Consider the following 23,330-nt stretch of genomic DNA (forward strand, 5'->3'; position numbering starts at 1 on the left):
TAATGTTGAACATTAACAGACAACTATCAACCAATAGCTTTTGACATTATCTTTTAAAAACGGCTTCATCATAATTGACCAAAGTATTGGCTACAACTGTAAGCGCCGCCAGTTCTGCTTTGGCAAGCTGCTGATCTCTCGGATACTCACCTACCTGCAAAAGACTATCTGCGCTGACAGGATCACTTTTGAAAACCTCCAACTCTTCCTGATAAAGACTGGTTAGCAGTTGTAATTCTCTGGGATCAGGTCGTCTGCTGGTCAAAGCCTGAAAGCCAAAAGCAATCTGTTTATCTGTTTCTATTCCCCCTTCTGTCATCATGCGTTCTGCCAGCAATCTTGAAGCTTCTACGTACTGAGGGTCATTCAGCAGAATCAGCGCCTGTAATGGGGTGCTGGTCTTTTGCCTTTTGACTACGCAAAGATATTTTTCTGAGGCATCAAAGCTGATCATGGAAGGTGGGGGAGAGCTTCTTTTCCAGATGGTGTATAATCCCCGGCGATAAAGATTTTGCCCCGAATCCTGCACATAGACTGTAGCATTACGGGTAGCCAGTTCTTTCCATAAGCCTTTAGGCTGATAAGGCTTGACACTGGGGCCACCTATTGTATCCGTTAATAATCCGCTAGCTGCCAATGCATTATCACGGATCATTTCCGCAGGCATACGATAGCTAGGCCCTCTGGCCAGCCATAAATTGTCAGGATCTGCTTCCAGTTTTTCTTCATCAGCGATGGACGACTGCTGATAAGTGGCCGACATCACCATCATTTTGAGCAGAGCTTTCACATCCCAACCGGATTCACGGAAACTCACTGCCAGCCAGTCCAGTAGTTCAGGATGAGAAGGCAGCTCTCCCTGGCTGCCATAGTCATCGGAAGTATTGACCAATCCTCTTCCAAAAAGCATCTGCCAGTATCGGTTTACCACCACTCTGGCTGTCAATGGGTTATCTTCATGTATTAGCCATTTTGCTAAGCCTAACCTGTTCTTAGGTAAATCATCAGGCATGGGCATAATGATTTCCGGTGTGTTGGGACTAAGCTCTTCAGTGCGGGCATCATAGGCACCGCGATCCAGAATATAAGATTTGCGAGGGTGGGTACGATCTTTCATCACCATCACTTCCGGTTGATCAGTCAGTATGTTGTTGGCTTTGCCTCTTTCTTCAGTTAGCTGTCTATACTGTTTCTGGTATGTAGGATTGAAGTTTCCCAAATAGTAATCTAGCAGAGCTTGTTGCTGGTCAACTACAAGAAAAGCCTGTAAATCAGCTGATTCGTTATATAATTTACTCACCTCTGGCGCACTGAGTGTTTTATCAAACACCATAAATTCATCCACTACTGCGCCATCTAGTGTTTCTTCAAAGCGTTTTCCAATTTGTAGGTTGCCACTGCCTCCCCAGCTTTCCCGATCTTTACCATAACGAATGATACTCTGCTTCAGATGATCATTGTAAACAATAAGCGGAAGCTTCTTTCCATCTTTGTAAATCATTACTCCCTCGGCCTTACTTGACCCATCATAGGTAAATACCAGGTGATGCCACTGATGGGGAACAATCTTCTCCTGAGTGTGTACTTCTATGCCGTCAGCCGGATAGGTGTGGTTCAGGCTGGCGGAAATTGTACCATCCGCACGCAACATAAAATCATAGCCCCGATTACCATTGAACAGACCTCCCGAACGAGAGAAAATGGGTCCTTCCAGACTGTCTTTTAAGGGTTTGAGCCAGATGCTGATGGAAAATGGCTGATGTCGGTCAAAATAACCGATCTCTTCTCCTAAATCCACATAGCTGTCACCTACCAGTTTTAATCCCTTTCCAAACTTTGCTTCTACAATCTCCGGTTCCTGATCCTGTTGATTCACCACCATGTTAGCTGGTTTGGCTTGATTGGCTAAGTTGCGGAATTTCTCATTCCGTGGCTGATCTAGGGGATAATGACCCAAAGCTTTGCGCAGTTGTATTGCAGCATGTTCAGTCAGTGTCTTTTTCCACTGTTCAAATGCTTCCTGGTAATTTGGCGGTGCAACTTCCTTTTCCAGTGCTGTAATTTTTTCCTCAACAAACGCCAGTTGTTTCTCGGCTTCCTCGCTGGTTAAGATAAGGGTTGGGCTGGCTTCGCCCATATAAGGAATTTGCCCTGCCTCATTGACATTGTTGAAGAAAGCAAACATCTCGTAGTACTCCTTCTGAGAAATGGGATCGTATTTGTGATCATGACAGCGGGCACATTCTAATGTCAGTCCGAGGAAAGCCTTGCCTAGCGTGTTGGTACGGTCTGCCACATATTCTACCCGGTACTCTTCATCCACAATACCCCCTTCCTGGCTCTGTAAATGGTTACGGTTAAATCCAGTAGCCAGTATTTGTTCTTCGGTAGGATTGGGCAGCATGTCACCGCCCAGTTGCCAGAGGATAAAGTCATCATAAGGCAGGTTCTTGTTAAATGCCTGTATCACCCAATCGCGCCAGGGCCACATATTGCGCATGCCATCATCCTGATAACCGTGGCTGTCGGCATAGCGGGCTACGTCCAGCCATTCGGAAGCCATCCGTTCTCCGTAATGTTCGGAGTCCAATAGCCTGTCTACTGCTTTTTCATAAGCCTGAGGAGAATCATCGTTCAGGAAATCTTCCAACTCTTTTACAGAGGGAGGAAGGCCCGTGAGGTCAAAGCTAAGTCGTCGGAGGAGAGTGGATTTTTCTGCCCGATCAGCAGGTTGCCACTGCTGGCTTTCCATTCTTGCCAGCACGAACTGATCAATTTCATTCTTCGGCCATTCTGACAATTGTACTTCAGGTACTTCGGATTGTTCTGGTTTGATGAAAGACCAGTGAGGCTCATATTCAGCACCTTCTTCAATCCACTGGCGTATCAGCTCCACTTCTTCTGCTGTTATTTTCAGGTTAGACTCAGGAGGGGGCATCATCACCTCAGGGTCAGAGGAACTAATTCTGCGGTATAGTTCACTTTCATCAGCCTCACCGGCTACGATGGCAAAATGTCCAGGGTTTTCTGCCAAAGCAGCGAAAGCGCCTTCAGGCGTATCCAGTCTCAGTTCAGCTTCTCTTTTATTGGCATCAGGTCCATGACAGGCAAAGCAGCGGTCAGAAAGGATAGGCTTGATATCATAGTTAAAGCTGACTTTTTTTGCATTGTCAGCCCTATTTTTACTGCTTTCCTGGCAAGCCGAAAGCATGCAGAATCCTGCAAAAAAAAGTAAACTAAAAATCCTCAGCAGTGAATGCATGTAAAACAATCGTTAGGTCGTTCTCGAAGCTATAAATTATGGAATTTTTGCTCCAATCTCTAATGATTAGGCTTCAAATTTTACTGATTTGAGCATTGTTTGGTGCAGGCTAGTGTTTAGTATGTATACTTTGGTAGGAACGCTTCACAATTGATAATTTTTTATTTTTGTTGAAAGTGAAAGTTGATAAAATTTAATACCGATTATTAACATCATAGCATTTCATTAATGCTATATTTATAAAAGAATTTGTAAGTATCTTTTGTGAAAAATTAACCACTCAGCATGTCAGTTCGCGTTGCCATCAATCACTACACAGCATATAAATACGTAAGACCCATAGAGCTTTCTCCTCAGGTAATTCGGCTTCGGCCTGCCCCACATTCCCGTACAACCGTTAAGGGCTACTCGCTCAAAATTCAACCGGATAATTATTTTATCAACTGGCAACAAGACCCCTTCGGTAACTATCTGGCACGAATTGTTTTTCCTGAAAAAGTGAATCATTTTATTGTAGATGTAGAAGTATTAGCGGATATGGTGGTCATCAATCCCTTTGACTTTTTTGTAGAAGAATACGCTGAGAAGTTTCCTTTTTCCTATGACCAATTGTTGCAGAAACAATTGCTACCTTATCTGGAAGTTCAGGAGAAAGGACCTCTGCTTACCGAGTGGGTAGAAAGAGCCAGGAAATTACAGCAGGAAGAAGATGTAACTGTACTCTATCTGGTCAAGCTGAACCAGATGCTGAATCAGGATATCAGCTACCGTATTCGCATGGAGCCCGGTGTACAAACTTGCGAAGAGACACTTGGCACTGCTTCCGGCTCCTGCCGCGATTCAGCCTGGCTACTGGTACAGATCATGCGCCATCTGGGCATAGCCGCCCGTTTTGCCTCCGGCTATCTGGTGCAGCTTAAGCCTGATGAAAAATCGCTGGAAGGGCCTTCCGGTCCGGAAGAGGATTTTACCGACTTACATGCTTGGACAGAAGTCTACATTCCCGGAGCAGGATGGGTTGGGCTGGACCCAACTTCCGGACTTTTTGCCGGAGAAGGGCACATCCCCCTGGCTTGTACCCCTGACCCTCAGAGTGCGGCTCCTATTTCCGGCTCTGCCGAAGCAGTGAAGACAGAATTTGAGTTCAAAAATACCGTAAAGCGAGTGATAGAGAAGCCCCGGGTTACCAAGCCTTACTCCGATGAGCAGTGGGATCAAATAGTAGCGGTAGGAAAAAAAGTAGATGAAGAACTGACTGAAAATGATGTACGCCTGACCATGGGAGGAGAACCGACCTTTGTGGCTATTGACAATACAGATGCTCCTGAGTGGAATTCGGCTGCTGATGGTGAGCATAAGCGGGCACTTTCCAATAAGCTGTTTCAAAGGCTCAAAAATCATTTTGGCAAAGGAGGGATGATGCAGTATGGTCAGGGAAAATGGTATCCGGGAGAGCCACTTCCCCGTTGGAAACTGGCCTGCTACTGGAGAAAAGATGGTGTCGCAATCTGGCGAGATGATTCACTCAACGCTGACCTTTCCAAAGATTACGGTTTTGATATATCTCATGCGGAGGCTTTTATCAAAGAACTGTCCCAGCAAATCTATATTGATACCAAACATATCCGGCCAGCCTACGAAGATCCATTTTACTTTGCATGGGAGGAAGGCAACCTACCTCTTGATGTTGATCCGCTGGAGCTGGACCTGAAATCACCGCTGGAAAGACAAAAGCTGGTAGAACTACTAACCAAAGGTCTGGATGAGGCGGTGGGCTATGTGCTTCCCCTACAGTGGGATTTTGAGTTGCAAAACTGGCAGAGTTGTCGCTGGAAATTCCGCAGAAAGCATTTATTCCTGGTCCCCGGCAATTCACCGGCAGGCATGCGTCTGCCATTAAATTCTATTCAGAACCTGGCCGAAAATGAAGATGTAAGACCAGAAAGAAGCCTTTTTGAAGAAGTTGGAGATCTGCCAGGACCTTCCGATGAGAAAAGTAAAGAAGTAGCGTTTAATACTTCTGAAAAAGTGTTTAAAACAACTTTGGTTGTTGAAGTGAGAGAGGGAAAACTGTTCGTTTTTCTGCCACCTATCACGCATTTTGAGCACTATCTGGATCTGGTTTATGCGATAGAGAAAACAGCCAAGGCACTACAAATTCCGGTATTAATTGAAGGTTATGATCCTCCTTCTGATAATCGTATCCAGAAGTTTATGATTACACCTGATCCGGGTGTGATAGAGGTGAATATTCATCCCGCTGCATCCTGGCAGGAGTTATTGCAGAACTACGAAATATTGTATGAAGAGGCGAGGCAGTGCAGGCTTACTACAGAAAAATTTAATCTGGATGGGCGCCATACCGGGACTGGCGGAGGAAACCATGTGACCCTGGGAGGTAATATCCCCTCGGATAGCCCAATTCTCAGAAGGCCGGATGTGCTGAGAAGTTTTGTAACTTACTGGCAGCATCACCCCTCGTTGTCTTACCTCTTTTCAACCCAGTTTATTGGGCCTACCAGTCAGGCTCCCCGGGTAGATGAAGGCCGGGATGAGATGTTGTACGAACTGGAAATCGCTTTTGCCCAGATTCCTTCACTCAAAGAAAGTGAAGTACCCTTCTGGTTGGTAGATCGTCTGTTCCGCAACCTCCTGGTGGATATAACCGGAAATACTCACCGTGCGGAGTTCTGCATTGATAAGCTCTATTCCCCCGACTCCAGTAGCGGAAGATTGGGTATACTGGAATTCAGAGGGTTTGACATGCCTCCTCATTATCGCATGAGCATGGTGCAGTTTCTGCTGCTAAGAGGTTTGTTAGCGTGGTTCTGGCAAAATCCTTACCATCATAAGCTGGTACGCTGGGGGACAGAACTGCACGATCGTTTTCTATTGCCTCATTATTGTTACAAAGATTTGGCGGACGTGGTAAGTAACCTGAACAGTGCTGGTTATGCCTTTAGTATGGAATGGTTTGAGCCTTACTTCAGCTTTCGCTTTCCTTTCCTGGGTGAACTTCAGGTGGATGATATCCATATTGAATTGAGAATGGCGATAGAACCCTGGCATGTGTTGGGAGAAGAAATGTCCAGCACCGGCACAGCTCGTTTTGTAGACTCTTCCCTGGAAAGGCTACAGGTGAAAGTTAGCGGATTGACAGAGACTCGCTACCATTTGATGTGTAATGGTATCAAAATACCGTTGAAAAGTACGGGCGTAAAAGGTGAGTATGTAGCAGGTATTCGCTATCGGGCGTGGCAGCCTCCTAGTGCTTTGCACCCAACCATTGGAATTGATACACCTTTGGTCATTGACTTATATGACACCTGGAGTAAAAAATCTGTAGCGGCCTGCCAGTATCATGTGTCACATCCGGGAGGCAGAAGCTATGATACTTTCCCGGTAAACAGCTATGAGGCTGAATCAAGAATGGTTTCGCGTTTCTTTGATTTTGGCCACTCTATCAATTTGGTTGAACCTACGGTAAATCAACCACAGACAACTGGAAGATTTGTCACCAGAATGAATATATTACCTGAGTATATAGAACAGGATGAAAAAGTAAATCCTGAATATCCTTATACATTAGATCTAAGAAGGAATAAACGCGTTTACTAGTGTTTTAGAACTGACATGATAGAAGCATATACTACCCATCAAAAGCTTGATTTGGGTCAATATTACGACGAACTCATCGGGCCAAATGGTCAGGTTCGTCCTCACTGGGAGAAGATTGCTGCATCTTTTTATACGATGGAGCAGTCCCAACTGAAGCTGAAAGCAGCAGAAGTATCGCAACTTCTGAGAGAAAATGGGGTGACTTACAATACCTATGGCGATCCGGATGGGATGAACCGACCATGGAACCTGGACCCTATCCCTATGGTGTTTAGTGCTGAGGAATGGGAATTTATTGAGAGAGGTATCAAGCAGCGGGCGACCCTCCTGAATTTAATTCTTAAAGACTTGTATGGGCCTAAAAAACTGATTGCTGAGGGCTTTCTTCCCCTGGAATTGATTTACAGTCATGGTGGCTTTCTCAGACAGCTAGATAAAGTTGATGAGGATAAAGATCTACTAATCAACTATGCGGTAGACCTGGCGAGAGGTCCTGATGGTAAGCTTTGGGTACTGCATGACCGTACGGATACTCCTTCCGGAATAGGATATGCATTGGAAAACCGGGCTGCCATGACCAGAGTTTTTCCTTCAATGGTAAGGGATAACAAGGTCCAGAAAATCACACCCTACTTTCAGGTCTTTAAAAATACACTGAGTACGCTATCTAAAGGTAATATTGAGAGTCCAAGAATTGTACTCTTTTCTTCCGGACCGGCTTATCGTACCTATTTTGAGCATGCTTATCTGTCCTCCTTCTTAGGGTTTACGCTAGCATTGGGAGCTGATCTTACGATGAGCAATGGTAACATCTGGTTGAAAACCCTGGATGGTTTGAAGAAGGTGGATGTATTGCTAAGAAGAGTTAATGATATCTATTGCGATCCACTGGAATTTGATGCCAGCTCCACTATAGGAATCGTAGGGTTGATGGAAGCCATTCGTCAGGAGAAAGTAGCGGTAGCTAATCCTATGGGAACGAGAATACTGGAAAATCCCGGCCTTATGGCTTATCTGCCCCAGATTTGCCGTCATCTACTGGGGGAAGAACTGCTGATTTCATCAGTATCTACCTGGTGGTGCGGACAGGGAGATGCAAGGCAGCATGTTTTTGATAATATACATCAGCTCATCATCAAAAATGTGTACCGGGATGAGCGAAATGCACCTTACGTAGGAGCAGAACTAAGTGAAGAAGAAGCTTTGAAACTCAAAAAGGAGATCAGCCAAAACCCCAGCCTGTATGTAGCTCAGACTATGGTTAATTTTTCTACTACACCAACCCTGATTCATAGCAACCTGGAAGCACGCAATGCAGTGTTGAGAGGTTTTGCGGTGAAGGATACCGAAAAAGATGAGTATGTAGTGATGCCGGGAGGCTTAGCCAGAAGTTCTTCCAAAAAAGGGGTGTTTGTGCTTTCCCGTCAGTCAGGAGGCATTAGTAAAGATGTTTGGGTGGTAGGATCCAAAGTCTCTGAAAAAATCAATATACAATCTAAGCATGATGTACAGCAACAGGAGGTATTGCTTCCCAGCCGCACCGGAGAGCATCTTTTCTGGATGGGCAGGTATCTGGAACGTTCTCTAAGTACTATCCGACTATTTAGAATTATACTCAAAAAATTCAATGAGTCTGATAATGAACATAGTGTAGAAAAAGATGATACCTTAAGCACTCTGCTTACTACCCTTACCACTTTAACGGGTACATTGCCTGGTTTTACTGAGCATGAGACACTGCGCAGTCCTGAAAAAGAGTTACTGGATGTTGCTTCCAATCCCAAAAGAGTAGGCTCACTTTCCCAATCATTAGAATTGTTTTTATCAAACGGATATTCAGTGAGAGATAGACTTAGCCTGGATACCTGGAGAATTTTAGATAAAATCTCTTTTCTGGATAGAAAGCTGAAAAAAGAAGATGCAAGCCTGGCTAGCATTTACCATCGTCTGGATGACCTGATCGTCCACCTCATGGCTTTTAATGGACTCAACTTGGACAATATGACGCGAGAGCCTTCCTGGCGTCTCCTTAACATCGGTCGTGCCATTGAAACTTCTATACGTACGAGTCTGATGCTACAGAACACGCTGACCAGAAAAAGTGATGAGGAGAAAGAAAAAGCCATAATGGAACTGGTACTGATGGCCAATGAAAGCCTGGTGACCTACCGCTATCAGTATCGTTCTACCCTGGAGCTTTCAGCTGTGTTGAGGTTACTGGTAACAGAAGAGAAGAATCCTAAATCAATCGCCTACCAGATAGCAAGTATAGAAGAGCACTTAGCCAATATGCCAAACCATCCTCAGCATACTGCTTTGAGTCCTGCGGGAAAAAAGCTTCTTCAGGCACTTACAGATATCAGACTGGTTGAAATTGATTATTTGATTACTTCACAAAAAAGTGAGGTGATTAGGAAAAATCTGAACGTATTCTTTGAGAATATTATCCAACTGTTGGAAGCTGCAGCAGACCACATTTATGAGGATTATTTTAGCCCGACGCAAAACCAATTTGCGTTTTTGAAAACAGCAAAACTTCCTGAAATATGAAGTACAAGATCGTACATCATACCAGTTATGTTTATGACTCACCGGCTGTGATGTGTCATAATCTGGTCTACCAAAAACCTATACTGATGGGCTATCAGTCGGTCTCAAAGTTTAAATACCATATTGAACCAGAGCCCGAATACCTGAGCATACGAAATGACTTTTTTGAAAACGAAGTTATTTTTTTCTCCGTACTCAGAAGTCATTCTCGTCTTGATGTAGAAGTGAAAAGTCATGTTGAGGTCACGGTTCCGGATTATGCTTCATTAGACTTCAGTCAATCACTCAATTGGGAGGCTGTGGTCAATTGGCTTCACAGCAATAATGCGCAGCTCAACATCAGGCAGTTTTTCATGGAGTCGGATTATGTTAAGTTTATTCCGGGAGTCAGAGAGTATGCCATGCTCTCCTTTACTCCTGAACGCCCTGTACTTGAGGCAGTAAAAGAGCTTACTTCCCGTATTTTCAACGATTTCAGCTTTACGCCCGGATTCACTGACGTAAGCACACCTTTGGAAGAAGTTTTTAAAGAAAGGAAAGGAGTGTGTCAGGATTTTGCCCATTTTCAACTGGCGTGTCTTCGTTCAGTAGGCCTGGCTGCCCGTTATATGAGTGGCTACATAGAAACGCTGCCCCCTCCGGGTAAACCCAAGTTGGTAGGGGCAGATGCCTCACATGCCTGGATAGCTGTTTTCGTACCCAATATTGGTTGGGTTGAGTTTGACGCTACCAATAATCTGGTAGTCAAAGACCAGCACATACGGGCGGCAGTGGGTAGAGATTTTACCGATATCGTTCCTCTCAAAGGCGTGGTATATAGTGGTGGGACTCAGCAGATGCAGGTAAGCGTAGATGTGAGGAAGGAAGAGTAATTTTGTCCTTTCAGCAGTAAACTCAGTAAGTTTTAAAATCTGCTTTATTGATAATCAACTACTCATGGGTTCTTATGAGAAGTTCATAATCTCAAGAAATTCAAGCATAGCGCATACAGGAGCTTCACAATCAGAATAAAGTTTTTTTAACAAGTCGTAAATAAGTTTATGCAAACTCAGTTCTGGGGTCTGTAAATTTTTTTTAAGATAAGTTTCAACAAAAAGCGTATTTGCTAAAAGTTTTCTCTTGATTTTTTTATTTTAAAGCAATCAATAAACTATCAACCAAACCAAACGTCATGAAAAATTTTTATCGGCAAAGCTATGTGTTTGTCATAGCCTTAGTATTAATATTTGTGAGTATCACTCACCAATTATCAGCGCAAACTAAAAAGGGAGTATATAATAAAGTTGATCCGGCACTTTTAAAAATGGATTCATCTAAGCCTTCAGCTACTTCTACACCCGGTCTACAATTTACTTCTCCTGTACAACAATCACCAGCTGATAACGCCAGAACTCTTAGTAAAGATGATGCAAAGCAAAACGATCTGAAACCCATCAGCAATAGTACCAAACTTATAATGGTAGATGGGCATGTGGCAATTGAGGCTATCGCCACCGAAAACACCGCATCACTGTTAGCAGAATTGAAGGGATTGGGGATAAAGCGTGAGTCGTCTTTTGGAGGTATGGTTTCAGGTTTATTGCCAGTCAGTCAAGTTGCACAATTACAAAGCCTGAAGCATCTGCGTTTTGCGCGTCCAACCTATCTCAAAACAAATATCGGTGCTACTACCTCTCAGGGAGATCAGGTAATGTTCTCAGATGTTGCTAAGAGTACTTACAAAATTACTGGAGAAGGTAACAAGATAGGAGTCCTCTCGGACAGCTATAATACATTAGGAGGGGCAGCAGCAGGCATTGCCAGTGGTGATCTGCCAGGCAAAGGAAATCCCAACGGATATTTCCATGAGATAAAGGTATTGGAAGACTTAATGCCAAATGAAGGCATTGATGAAGGAAGAGCCATGATGGAAATCATTCATGATGTGGCTCCGGGAGCGGAATTGGCTTTTCATACCGCCTTTCTGGGACAGCCCAGCTTTGCTGAAGGTATCGTAGAACTGGCAGAAGAAGGTTCTGATATTATTGTGGATGATGTATTCTACTTTGCCGAACCTTTTTTTCAGGATGGTATTATTACCCAGGCAATAGATATAGTTTCAGAGAGAAATGTCTCTTATTTCTCATCAGCAGGAAACTCAGGCAGAGAATCGTATGAAGCTGAATTCAGACCGGTAAAAGAAGAAATTGTACTTCCTCTTCCCATAGGTGAGGAGATTGCTCCCTCAACTTATGTTTTTCATGACTTTGATCCGGGACCGGGAGAAGATATTTTTCAGGAAATAGCTTTTGATCCAGGTTCCAATTCATTTGCAATATCCCTGCAATGGGATGAACCTTTCGCTTCTGTTTGCGAAGGTTGCCCGGGCTCAGCTTCTGACTTAGATTTTTTTATCGCACTGGAAGAAGATACTGAGACAATTCTTTATGATGTATCTTCCTTTTTTGGAAATATCGGAGGTGATCCCGTAGAACTTACTTCATTTAGTTTTAATGCTACCGGAGGACCCATCAGCTTATACCTGATGGTAGGAAAATGGGTGGATGAAGAAGCAGGAGATGCTCCTGATCCAAATATTATTAAATATATAAGTTTTGACAACGGTACCATTATAGATGATCCTACTTTCTCTTCTACTTGCGTAGGGCACTCAAATGGTGGAAATACCGTTTCGGTAGGGGCCTCATTCTTCTTCAATAATCCTCTGTATTTTTCGGATATCAGCCGTCCCATCATTAACAGTTACTCCGCTTTCGGAGGTACTCCTATTCTTTTTAATACCAAAGGAGAAAGAATTGAAGCTCATGTAAGGAATAATCCTGACCTGACTGGTCCGGATGCCGGAAATACTACCTTTTTTATTCCTGGCTTATTCATTGGGTTTGAAGTACCAGGGACTACTGAGCCGGACGAGTTTCCTCAGTTTACCGGTACATCTGCCTCGGCCCCCCATGTAGCGGCAGTGGCGGCATTAATGAACGAAATCAACGGTGATCGGCTGGATAAGGGTGAGATCAATAAAGTGCTCATGGAAACAGCCACCGATATGGATGATCCTTTCACTCCAGAATTCGACGAGGGGTATGACTTCAAGACCGGAGCCGGATTTGTAAATGCCAGAAAAGCTATTGCCAGTGTAGCACCTCTGCCTTCTGTGGTATCCTTTACCCTGATTAATGCTACTACTGATGAAGAAATCGGTGAATTAGGTGATCGGATTGAGCTATCACAGATTGAAGGAGGGTTATTTAACATTCGTGCTGATGTCATTGATGGTAAATCCTCTGCTAGAAGCGTGTTATTTGAACTGAGCGGAGACAAAATGATGGATCAAATAGAAAATCTAAGACCTTATGCACTGTACGGAGACGATAAAAACGGAGATTACTACGGAGAAAGTCTACCCATTGGGAAATATACACTGAGTGCTACACCTTTTACTGAAAGTAATGCCGGAGGTATGGAAGGTTATGATTTCAGTGTCTCATTTGAAGTTACACAATCTCCGGTGGCAAGTTTTACTTTATTTGACGTCGCTACTGATCAGCCGGTAGAAATTCTGGAAGATGGGGCGGTAATCAATCTTTTAACCACACCGGATATTAGTATAGTAGCTAATCCCGAGTTTGAAGACTTTGACGGAAGCATCGCTTTTTACCTTAATGGCGAACTGATCCAAACTGAAAACCTGGCACCTTATGCTATAGCTGGTGATGATGATGGAGACCTGACAGCTTTTGAAATAGAACCAGGAGAATATACATTAACTGCTATGACCTTTACTGAAAATAATAGTGAGGGTATGGAAGGTACTTCTACCACCATTGAGTTTGAAGTAGTGGAAGAGCTTGAGGTTACCTCCTTGGTTTTAGTAGAAAGTAATTCAGATGAAGATTTAATTGCTCTTGAAGATGGTTTGATCATCCCCCTGGACCTGTTTCCTGATGTGAATGTCCGGGCAGAAGTAAACTCCTCCCTTGTCAGCAGTGTAGAATTCCGGGTTAACGGTGAAGTATATAATGTTGACAATGAAGCGCCATATGCACTGGGAGAGGAAGAAGGAGGGGACTACCAGGCTTTAGATCTGCCTCCCGGAGAATATACCATTACCGCTATCCCTTTCGGACAGGAAGGTGCTCTGGGGAATATTGGTATCGCTTTTACTGTAGTTATTGAATTAGAAAACAATTTTGCTGTAACAGATTTTGAGCTTTTGGATGCTCAGAATGATGTGAGTCTGGGAGCGCTGGTATCGGGAATCACCCTTGACCTGGCCATTCTTCCAGCCTTGAACATTGAGGCAGTGGTAGATGATCCGGAAGATGTAGGAAGCGTTGAGTTTATCCTGAATGACGAAAGAGTAGCTATTGAAAATAGTGCCCCTTATACTATCGGTGGGAATGATGGTAATAACTATAGAGTTTATCCATTAGAAGTGGGATCATATATACTCACAGCTATTCCTTATAGTGCTGATGGACTCAAAGGAATACAGGGTGATCCTCTCACTATCATTTTTGAAGTGATTGACAGCGAAGAAGATGTAATCACAGAAAACTTGCGTATGGTGGCTTACCCAAATCCCGTAGCCTCAGAGCTTAATTTAAGTATTGAGCATCCCACTGCGCGACTTTCTTATTACGCTATTCTGGACAATGCTGGTAGAACCTTAAGTGAAAACTATGTGGACCGACTTAGTGCAGTGAATATTGATGTACAACCTTATCAGTCTAAGTTAGGAAGTACAAAGATATTTTATGTGAAAGTGATGACGGATAGTGGAACAGTAAAAACATTCCCTATCAAAAGAGAATAAGAAAGTGTTTGAGAGCAATATGAAAAAGGGAAGGCTATCAATTTTAGCCTTCCCTTCTTTTTTTGTTGAAATCTTAAAACTTCTACACTATGCCTATTTTTTCCTTATTCAACAGGAAACAGGTTTTCCAACTCTTCCTGAGTAAATAAGCGGGAGCGGATGATAAAGCGTATGCCCATTGGAATTTCCAGAGAAAAGCTGGAGCCTCTTCCTTTAGTAACATCCACCTTGAGTTGGGTATGCTTCCAGTATTCAAATTGGTCGCGGGAGATATAAAATTTACAACCATAAATATCCCCCAGATAGATATCGCTGTCTCCGGTTTTAAACTCATCAGCCGGATAACACATAGGGGAAGAGCCATCACAGCAACCTCCACTCTGATGAAACATCAGCTCGCCATTTACGGCTCTAAGTTCGTAAATCACTTTTTTGGCTTCATCACTCACCAGTACTCGGGGTACGTATTCCTGTTTCTTTTCTGATATAGCCTGAGACATGATTTTTAGGGTTTAATGTGTATTTGCTTTATTGAAAAAGCTCTTTGGTCAAATATTTAACAATAAAACAGTAAATCAGGCCCAATGTTAGACCTGACTTACTGAGTGAATCAATCGGTTATACAAATGACTGGTTTTGGCCTGCTAGAAAAAACCTTTAGGGTTTTTGTCGTAGGAGACCAGCATGTTTTTGTTCTGACGATAATGGTTGAGCATCATCTTATGGTTCTCACGTCCGATGCCAGACTTTTTGTAACCGCCAAATGGAGCGTGCGCAGGATAGTCATGGTAGCAGTTAACCCACACACGGCCTGCTTTGATCTGACGAGATACTTTAAAAGCTTCGTGCATGTCGCGTGACCATACGCCTGCTCCAAGTCCGTAGAGTGTTTCATTGGCTATCTGTATGGCTTCAGCTTCATCTTTGAAGGTAGTGACTGAGCAAACCGGGCCGAAGATCTCTTCCTGGAAGACGCGCATTTTGTTATGGCCTTTGAACAAGGTGGGCTGTACGTAATAGCCTTCCGCATAGTCACCATTCATTTTATAGGCCTCGCCACCAACCAGTACTTCTGCACCTTCTTCTTTGCCAATGCTTAAGTAAGAAAGAATTTTTTCGTACTGGTCATTAGATGCCTGTGCACCCATCATGGTTTCAGTATCCAGCGGGTTACCCATCTTGATGTCTTTGGTTCGGGCAATTACTCTTTCAATGAATGGTTCATAAATGGACTCTTCTATCAAAATTCTGGAAGGACAGGTACAAACCTCACCCTGATTCAGCGCAAACATCACCGCGCCTTCCACACATTTATCCAGAAACTCATCATCCTTGTCCATGATGCTTTTGAAAAAAACGTTTGGCGATTTACCCCCCAGCTCCAAAGTCACGGGTATGATATTTTCTGAAGCATACTGCATGATCAGGCGGCCTGTAGTAGTCTCACCGGTGAAAGCTATTTTGTTGATACGAGGCGAAGAGGCCAGCGGCTTACCCGCTTCAGGACCAAATCCATTCACAATATTGAGCACACCCGGAGGAACCACATCTTTGATCAACTCCATCAGCATGATAATACCGGCGGGCGTTTGCTCAGCGGGTTTCACGATGGTGCAGTTACCAGCAGCCAATGCAGGTGCGATTTTCCACGCTGCCATCAATAGAGGGAAGTTCCAGGGAATGATCTGGCCTACTACGCCCAGGGGTTCGTTGACATTATAAGAAACGGTATTGGCATCCAACTCTGCCAAAGAGCCTTCCTCTGCACGAATTACCCCGGCAAAATAACGATAGTGGTCAATAGCCAGGGGAAGGTCTGCCGCCAGCGTCTCGCGTATCGCTTTACCATTATCCCAGGTTTCCACTGCCGCCAGCATCTCCATGTTTTCTTCCATAATGTCGGCAATCTTGTTCAGCACCTTACTTCTTTCGGTAACTGAGGAGTTATTCCAGGAGTCTTTGGCAGCATGTGCTGCATCCAGGGCCAGTTCTATATCTTCCTTGGTGGAGCGGGCTATCTTGGTAAAAGGCTTGCCATCTACCGGAGAGATGTTTTCAAAGTAGTTGCCCTTGACGGGAGGGACAAACTTACCACCGATAAAATTATCGTACATCTCTTTAAACTTAGGTTTGTTGTGTATCATTTTTTTAAAATTTTGGATTGTAAATATGAAATCAATAATCGCAAATATCATTTTTATTTAATATTGATAAACTATCAAAAAGTAGCTATTTTGTATCAATCCTACCGTAAATACAATTTTATGAGCGATCAATTGCTTGAACACATCAAACCTGAGCAGATTATTGAGAACAGGAAAGTATACAGTGGTGATCACGCAGAGCTTTGTGTGTACGAAACTTTTCAGGAAGCAGAGTTGGTAAACTACGGTCATCTGGATAATCCTGTACTCTTATTTATGCTCAGCGGTAAGAAAGTCATCCATGAAAGTGAGAAGGATCAGCAACGTATATTTGATTTCACACCCGGAGAGTCACTGGTAATGGCTCCTCAGGAACTGGTGCAGATAGACTTTCCTGATGCCCGTCCTGATCAGCCTACCCGCTGCCTGACTTTAGAAATCGGCAGATCGCTGATCAGTAATACCATCAGCCAGTTGCAGGAAGACCTGTCAAAAGATATCTACAATGAGGTAATCACAGAGGAGCAGCTTCAGTACGAAAGCGTCAACGATGCACGTATCAATAATGCGATACATCGTATCTGTGGTTATTATACCCAGGCGCTGGACAGTACTACCCGCAAACTGCTGATCAGTCATACCCTGCAGGAACTGATTATCCTCATGATGCAGACCAAAGCCAAACACATCCTGCTGAATAAAAAAAGCAATGAGATGCCCCGCCTGCAGGTGGTTGTGGATTATATTATGAAGCACATCCAAGAGGATTTGAGTGTAGAAGAACTGGCAGAGAAAGCCTGTATGAGTAAGCCCACTTTTCACCGCTACTTTAAGAAAGTGCTGGGCCTCTCCCCGGTAGAGTTTGTAAACCATAAGCGTATGCAGATTGCCAAGCAGTTATTGCTACAGGAGGATAAAGCAGTGAGCGACGTTTGTTACGCGGTTGGCTATAACAGCACTTCGCATTTTATTCGTTCTTTCAAAAAGCAGTACGGCTGTACGCCCAAGCAATTTCAGAAATCTTATTTTTAGGCAAACAACTGTCTCTTTTCATCGCTTTGGTTTTTATATTAGCATTCTATTAACCAAAGCATATTCATGGCCCAAGGAGCGAAATCTGAAACGGATATACTAGTCATAGGCGGAGGTCTCTCAGGCCTCACGGCTGCCAATTACCTTAAGCGTTACGGCTATCATGTAAAAGTACTGGAAGCGGAAGACAGGGTAGGAGGCCGTATTAAGACCGATCAGCATGAGGGTTTTCTGATGGACCGGGGTTTCCAGGTGTTTCTTACCGCTTATCCTGAGTCCAAAGCATTACTGGATTATGAGGCACTGGATCTTAAGTCTTTTCTTCCGGGGGCTATGGTATTCAAACATAAGGAAACCTTTGAAGTGGCTGACCCTTTGCGTGAACCTTCTTATGCATTCAAATCTCTGTTCTCGGGTATAGGGTCTATAAGTGATAAGATAAAAATCCTTTCATTAGCACAGAGGCTGAGGAAGATGAGTGTGGAGGAGATCTTTGTGCAGCCCGAGAAAAGTACGCTCGCCATAATCCAGGAATATGGATTCAGTGAAAAGATATTGCGTCGTTTCTTTCAGCCTTTTATGGCAGGGATCTTTTTAGAAGACGGTCTGACTACCTCCCGACGGGAGTTTGACTTTGTATTCAAAATGTTTGCTGAAGGTGATGCCAGTGTGCCAGCGCTGGGCATGGAAATGATTCCCAAACAACTGGCTGCCAAGCTGGGAGAAGAAAACATCCTCTGCAAGCAGAAAGTAACAGATATCAGCGGTCATCAGGTGACCACTGAGTCAGGAGAAATATTCTCTGCTAAGACCATTCTGCTGGCCACTGATCCACTGGGCTTTGTCAGTAAGTATCTGAATAACAAAGAGGAGATCAATAAATACCATAGTACAACCAATCTGTACTTTAGTGCTGAAAAATCTCCCATTCGCAAACCAATACTGGCGTTGAATGCTGCCGGAGATAAGCTGGTCAACAACGTATGCGTGATGAACCAGGTGGCTCCTGCCTATGCACCGGAAGGGCAGCATCTGGTCTCGGTATCCATCAATGGCTATCAGAAAGCCTCTGACGAAGAGCTGGTACTGAATGTAAAAGATGAACTTTCGGACTGGTTTGGCAGTGAACAAACCGAAAGCTGGAAGCACCTGCGTACCTATAAGATAAAATATGCGTTGCCCAATCAGGATAGCGTAACCCATGAGATTGACGCGGAGCAACTTAAGCTCAAGGAAGGGCTGTATACTGCCGGGGATTATCTGCTCAATGGTTCTATCAATGCTGCCATGCGCTCCGGTCGTATCGCCGCCGATGTTATCCGCGAGGATCTGATTGCCGGGGGATAAGCGGATGTTTGTTACCAACTCGTCCAAGGTCTGTGCCGCCCGGGCAGGGTCTTCACAGACCTTATTTACTTATATCGTACCTACTCTTTCCCCACAAGTCCCATCTCCTTCTGCATAAGGATTATTGGCTTCTGCTGAACTGCTAAGCCAGTATGCTCCATTGCCTTCAAAGGTTTCGGGACAAAAGTAATAATAGAGGTTTTGGCCTTCAAATGTTGTTAGCTTAGCCATCTTATAGGTGGCAGGACTCATAGCTGAATACGTAATTCTAATTTCCGATAAGCCTTCAACGGTAAGTATTGTTTGTGCGCTTTGGCGGATAATGTGCGCAGCGTTGGTGTAGAAGTCTCGTACTTCCGGCTCCAGCTCATAGTTTTCCTGTTCGTTGCGTTCCAGCAGATTGACAAGCTCTCTCGCCTCGGCTTTAGCTGTCTCAGCATTGTCATTGACCAGTGCCTCTCCAATGTTCATATAGGCACTCACTACTACCAGCATATGGTCTTGCAGACGACTTGGCACTGCTTCCTGCTCAATGCTTACTGAAGTATCAGCGGGATCATACTCATATTCTTCGGTAACACTTAATGCAGTTTCATCCGGTTCATCTCCGCTTAGTTCTGTTTCTCTCCCCTGGGCTTCTTCGCTATAGCGTTGTCCACAGCTTAGGGTAAGGACGGTTAATAGGATTATGATAGGTAAATTGTGTACGGCTCTTGTCATGCTTTTCATGATTAATAGTTTAAAAAATTAAAAGCTATGTGCCTATTCAACAGTGAGCCCGGCTTTCTGTTTTATTTGAGAACAGGAGTAGCCATTTGTAGGGGGATTAAAAATATAAAAAGGGAAACGACCTGTCTTCGTTCCCCTTTGATTCTTTATGTACTAGGCAGATATGTGTCTGCTACTGGCTGACTACACGGGAGCCTATTTCAATGGTACGCTTTACCTGATGCACCACTGCCGCTTTTATTTGATCTTCATCCTTGATGTTGCCTTCCATATCTACGGTAGCACCGGCTCCGGCGGGATTTCCACCTGCTGCAAATATCTCATCAGCGGTATAGCCGGGAGGAACAATCACACAACCCCAGTGGATCATGGTTTTGTACAATGCCTGTAGCGTAGTTTCCTGTCCGCCGTGAGGGTTCATGGCACTGCTAAGTCCGCTTACTACCTTATTCGCCAGCTTACCCTGGAACCATAGTCCTCCGGTGGTGTCAAAAAAGGCCTGTACCTGTGAGGGGAGGTTGCCGTAACGGGTGGGGATGCTGAAAATCAGTATATCGGCCCACTCCAGATCATCCAGCGTGGCTTCCGTTTCCTGCTTGGCTACGGTCTCTCTGAATTTCTTCCAGGCTTCGTTGCCTTCAATGGCGGCCTGAGGGGCTGTCTCTTTGACCATCAGGCGTTTTACTTCTGCTCCGGTACTCTCCGCGGCATCGGCAGCCCATTTTGACATCTTATAATTGCCCCCGGTGGAGCTGTAGTACATCACTGCAATTTTTACTTTACTCATAATCTTTATGGTTTAGGTTAATTAATTGTTGCTACATATATTAAACATACAGCAGACAAAATGTTTAAACCTTTACGGAATATGCCCGATACAAAGCAGGGGAGGGGTAACAGAACCTTACCCTAAAATAAAATTCGCAGTATGAAGATTTCAGATGCGGTAAACTTAATTCAGGGAGCAGACATAGCGCAGACTAACGCAACAGTCTGGGCAGACCTGGGCTGTGGCAGTGGCACCTTTACCCTGGCGCTGGCTCATCTGCTGGCAGCGGACAGCAGCATTTACGCCATTGATAAGCAAAAGCAAAGCATCACTGCTCCTGAACATGTAAGCATCATCTTTCGGCAGGCAGATTTTGAATATGATGTACTGGAATTACCGCTGTTGGACGGTATACTGATGGCCAACGCGCTGCATTATGTGGTGGACAAAGAAGCTTTGCTCAGCCGACTGCTGCAATACATCAGGCCGGCAGGAGGATTGCTGCTGGTAGAATACGATACCCTGAAGGCCAATCCCTGGGTGCCTTATCCTATAGACTTTCAGCACATGAAAAGCTTACTGCAATCACTGGGCATAAAGCAGGTTGAGAAATTAGGTGAGCGTCGCTCCTTATACAATGCCAGTCCTATGTACGCCTGTTTCGCCAGGAAGGATAAATAGTATTGAGTGAAGCTTTTCAGGAAGCCCGCTTCAGTCACAGACTGAAGCTAGTAATGGGTTTCCGTTGCACTCAAACGCACGCGCAATTTTAAGGCATATATATGCAGCGTATTCCTTAATACCCAATATTATTACCCCTGTTATATTCATGAAGACTGAGTAGAAAATGGCTAAATACTGCCAAAAAGGGCTTGCATACCTTAAATAAAATTACCAAAATGTGTGCATACCTTACAGTGAGTACACTGTTCAGTTACTAAATGTGTACAAACCTTACTGTAAGTAGACATGAAAGCTACTTGAGACACTACTTGCAGGCTTGTAAGTAGAGGTTTCAGGGGGTAAAAACCCATGTTTCCTGACAAAGTGGCACTATTTAGCAACTTTACACACTACTTACACGCTTGTAAGTACACATGAAAGTAACAAAATGTCAGCTTACAGCCGATGCAGCATAGTATAAAGTAAGTTGCATATCAGCCAACACCCTTTATCATGGAGTGCTAAGTAACTTTATACTGTACTGAGGATGGTGTGAGGGGTGGGAAGGGCGGTATAAAGGTCTGCAAACTAGGGAGAGTGTTGTAAGGTGAGACTAATAGATTTATATTAAAGAAAATTATGCATTGAGGAATTGGAATAAATATTTGCAAAAGGTGTGAATAGAACCTTTGGTATACAATTTCTAAACATGAAAAAAATTAGAATAAATGTTCAGTGGTCTGATAAGTTTGTTGATTTGATTGTGGTGATATTAGGTATTAGCATTGCATTTACATTAAACAACTGGAATAATAATCGTCAGGAGAGTAAACTGAGAAAGAAGTATCTTAGCTATTTGTATAACGATCTAAAAAAAGATTCATTGAATTTAGCATATGCCCTGGAGGGTATAAAAAAAGAGGGTAGGCGGGCAGATAGCATTATTGTTAGTATCAACTGGAAGAGTCAAAACAGAGGTGTTGAGATAGGATCACTATTTAGCAAAGTAGGGGATGTTTCTGGAAGTTTTTCACCGGAAAATTATACTTACAGAGCAATGCAACAAAGCGGAAATATTGCTTTGCTAAGTGATAGCTTACAGATTCTTTTAGGGGAGCTTAATGATGAATACGAAAATATCAGAAAGCAACAGGAAACATTTGAAGAGATAATTTTCACCTATGCTGTACCAATCTTTTTTAACTATGATGACATGATGAAAGTAGTTAATGATGAAAAGCTATATTATAGCATCAAGTTTAAGAATGTTATTCTAGGTATTTCAGGAAACATTAGTGTAAGAAGGAGTAAAATCAATAAAGCAAAAGGCAAGTTGAATGATGTAATGCTTTTGATCATAGAAAATCAGGATTAATTTACTAACATATGATGTTCAAATTCAAAGTGCTATTTTCCTCATTAATAGTATGTTGTTATTCACATCAAGTTTTAGCACAGGTACGTTTACATGATAATCCTAATAATGCAAAGCTTATTATCACAGATATTTCTAATTTCTGGATAGCATACGATAGCGCAAAAAACCTTCCTTTAGATGAGCAAAAACAAATTTACAGATCTCTGTACTTAAATAAAGCTTCAGAAGGTTTTCAAAGCTGGATTGACAAACGGGAAAAGAAGGTGGGTGAACTCGTAGAAGGAGTAAACGAAATGATACCTTTCTATGAATCTATCAGAGACAATACTTTTAAAGTTGAAAGTTATAAAAAAGACATACGTGCTGCTTTCTACGGCATCAAATATTTGTATCCGGAGGCCAGGTTTCCAGACGTATATTTCTTCATTTGGTACTTTCTCAACTCAGGAAGCACAACTTCAGATGCGGGTTTATTAATTGCGACCGAAGCTCAGACAGTAGCTGAAGATACTCCTTTGGATCAGTTTCCAGAAATACACCATGAATTAGTAAAAACTTTAAATCTTGATCGTTTAGCTTCCGTCGTAGCTCATGAGTCAATCCATATGCAGCAAGCGGATGTAGAGAATAAAAATTTGTTAGAGCACGCAGTGAGAGAAGGGAGTGCTGATTTTATTGCAGAATTAGTTACAGGAAAAAATCCTTCTCAGGCAGTACATGATTATGCTGATCCCCGAGAGAAAGTCTTATGGGAAGAGTTTCAGCAGAAAATGTATGGTGAGGATAAAAGTGGATGGGTAGGAATTCCTGCAGATCGTCCTGCAGGATTGGCATACTGGATGGGATATAAGATTGTAGAATCTTACTATAATCAGCAGGAGAATAAGGATCAAGCAGTAAGAGAATTGATTAATACTACAGATTATGAGAGTATTTACAGGAAAAGTAGGTATTCAGAAAAGTTTGAAGATTAAATTATTCCGAATTCCCCAAGGTATATAGAGTCCAACTTCTGATGACAC

14 protein-coding genes are annotated in these 23,330 nt (G+C 43.4%); 9 read left to right on the forward strand and 5 right to left on the reverse strand.

Annotated elements, in window-relative coordinates; genetic code table 11:
* Positions 1 to 46 precede the first annotated feature (46 nt).
* Complete coding sequence (locus WJR50_RS05145) at positions 47 to 3,262, reverse strand: DUF1553 domain-containing protein (protein WP_341292163.1); 3,216 nt, start codon at positions 3,260 to 3,262, stop codon at positions 47 to 49.
* Positions 3,263 to 3,547: 285 nt separating this feature from the next.
* Between WJR50_RS05145 and WJR50_RS05150 the strand changes: the two genes are divergently transcribed.
* The 4 genes from WJR50_RS05150 (at position 3,548) to WJR50_RS05165 (ending at position 14,246) form a co-directional block, all read left to right on the forward strand.
* Positions 3,548 to 6,880 carry a transglutaminase family protein gene (locus WJR50_RS05150; RefSeq protein ID WP_341292164.1) on the forward strand — a complete coding sequence of 1,111 codons (3,333 nt, stop codon included), beginning with the start codon at positions 3,548 to 3,550 and terminating at the stop codon, positions 6,878 to 6,880.
* A gap of 15 nt (positions 6,881 to 6,895) precedes the next feature.
* Positions 6,896 to 9,430 (forward strand): circularly permuted type 2 ATP-grasp protein, encoded by a 2,535-nt coding sequence (locus WJR50_RS05155; RefSeq protein ID WP_341292165.1) that lies wholly within the window; start codon positions 6,896 to 6,898, stop codon positions 9,428 to 9,430.
* Complete coding sequence (locus tag WJR50_RS05160) at positions 9,427 to 10,302, forward strand: transglutaminase family protein (RefSeq protein WP_341292166.1); 876 nt, start codon at positions 9,427 to 9,429, stop codon at positions 10,300 to 10,302. The genes WJR50_RS05155 and WJR50_RS05160 overlap by 4 nt, the downstream gene beginning before the upstream one ends.
* A 299-nt stretch (positions 10,303 to 10,601) precedes the next feature.
* The gene (locus WJR50_RS05165) at positions 10,602 to 14,246 is read left to right on the forward strand and encodes a S8 family serine peptidase (RefSeq protein ID WP_341292167.1); all 3,645 of its coding nucleotides are present in this window, start codon (positions 10,602 to 10,604) and stop codon (positions 14,244 to 14,246) included.
* A gap of 104 nt (positions 14,247 to 14,350) precedes the next feature.
* Here the strand turns inward: WJR50_RS05165 and WJR50_RS05170 are convergent, their stop codons facing one another.
* On the reverse strand, positions 14,351 to 14,746 hold the full coding sequence (locus WJR50_RS05170) for a DUF779 domain-containing protein (RefSeq protein ID WP_341292168.1): 396 nt from the start codon (positions 14,744 to 14,746) through the stop codon (positions 14,351 to 14,353).
* A 144-nt stretch (positions 14,747 to 14,890) separates the two neighbouring features.
* Positions 14,891 to 16,390, reverse strand: coding sequence for an acetaldehyde dehydrogenase ExaC (exaC, locus tag WJR50_RS05175; RefSeq protein ID WP_341292169.1), 1,500 nt, complete (start codon positions 16,388 to 16,390; stop codon positions 14,891 to 14,893).
* 120 nt (positions 16,391 to 16,510) lie between these two features.
* On the opposite strand from exaC, the gene WJR50_RS05180 reads away from it, so the two are divergent.
* Together WJR50_RS05180 and WJR50_RS05185 are read left to right on the forward strand one after the other, a co-directional pair.
* Positions 16,511 to 17,422, forward strand: coding sequence for a helix-turn-helix domain-containing protein (locus tag WJR50_RS05180; protein ID WP_341292170.1), 912 nt, complete (start codon positions 16,511 to 16,513; stop codon positions 17,420 to 17,422).
* 66 nt (positions 17,423 to 17,488) lie between these two features.
* The gene (locus tag WJR50_RS05185; RefSeq protein ID WP_341292171.1) at positions 17,489 to 18,769 is read left to right on the forward strand and encodes a protoporphyrinogen/coproporphyrinogen oxidase; all 1,281 of its coding nucleotides are present in this window, start codon (positions 17,489 to 17,491) and stop codon (positions 18,767 to 18,769) included.
* Positions 18,770 to 18,838: 69 nt separating this feature from the next.
* Here WJR50_RS05185 and WJR50_RS05190 read toward each other — a convergent pair whose 3' ends face one another.
* Both WJR50_RS05190 and WJR50_RS05195 read right to left on the reverse strand, forming a co-directional pair.
* The gene (locus WJR50_RS05190) at positions 18,839 to 19,498 is read right to left on the reverse strand and encodes a DUF3347 domain-containing protein (RefSeq protein WP_341292172.1); all 660 of its coding nucleotides are present in this window, start codon (positions 19,496 to 19,498) and stop codon (positions 18,839 to 18,841) included.
* 172 nt (positions 19,499 to 19,670) lie between these two features.
* On the reverse strand, positions 19,671 to 20,285 hold the full coding sequence (locus WJR50_RS05195; protein WP_341292173.1) for a flavodoxin family protein: 615 nt from the start codon (positions 20,283 to 20,285) through the stop codon (positions 19,671 to 19,673).
* A 141-nt stretch (positions 20,286 to 20,426) separates the two neighbouring features.
* On the opposite strand from WJR50_RS05195, the gene WJR50_RS05200 reads away from it, so the two are divergent.
* The 3 genes from WJR50_RS05200 to WJR50_RS05210 all read left to right on the forward strand — a co-directional run bounded on the left by WJR50_RS05200 (position 20,427) and on the right by WJR50_RS05210 (position 23,282).
* Complete coding sequence (locus tag WJR50_RS05200; RefSeq protein ID WP_341292174.1) at positions 20,427 to 20,948, forward strand: class I SAM-dependent methyltransferase; 522 nt, start codon at positions 20,427 to 20,429, stop codon at positions 20,946 to 20,948.
* A gap of 691 nt (positions 20,949 to 21,639) precedes the next feature.
* The gene (locus WJR50_RS05205; protein WP_341292175.1) at positions 21,640 to 22,305 is read left to right on the forward strand and encodes a DUF6090 family protein; all 666 of its coding nucleotides are present in this window, start codon (positions 21,640 to 21,642) and stop codon (positions 22,303 to 22,305) included.
* An 11-nt stretch (positions 22,306 to 22,316) separates the two neighbouring features.
* Entirely contained in the window at positions 22,317 to 23,282 is a 966-nt protein-coding gene (locus tag WJR50_RS05210) for a gliding motility protein GldB-related protein (protein WP_341292176.1), read from the forward strand.
* Positions 23,283 to 23,330: the final 48 nt, after the last annotated feature.

It is taken from the genome of Catalinimonas locisalis, from assembly GCF_038039535.1.
GTDB lineage: Bacteria > Bacteroidota > Bacteroidia > Cytophagales > Cyclobacteriaceae > Catalinimonas.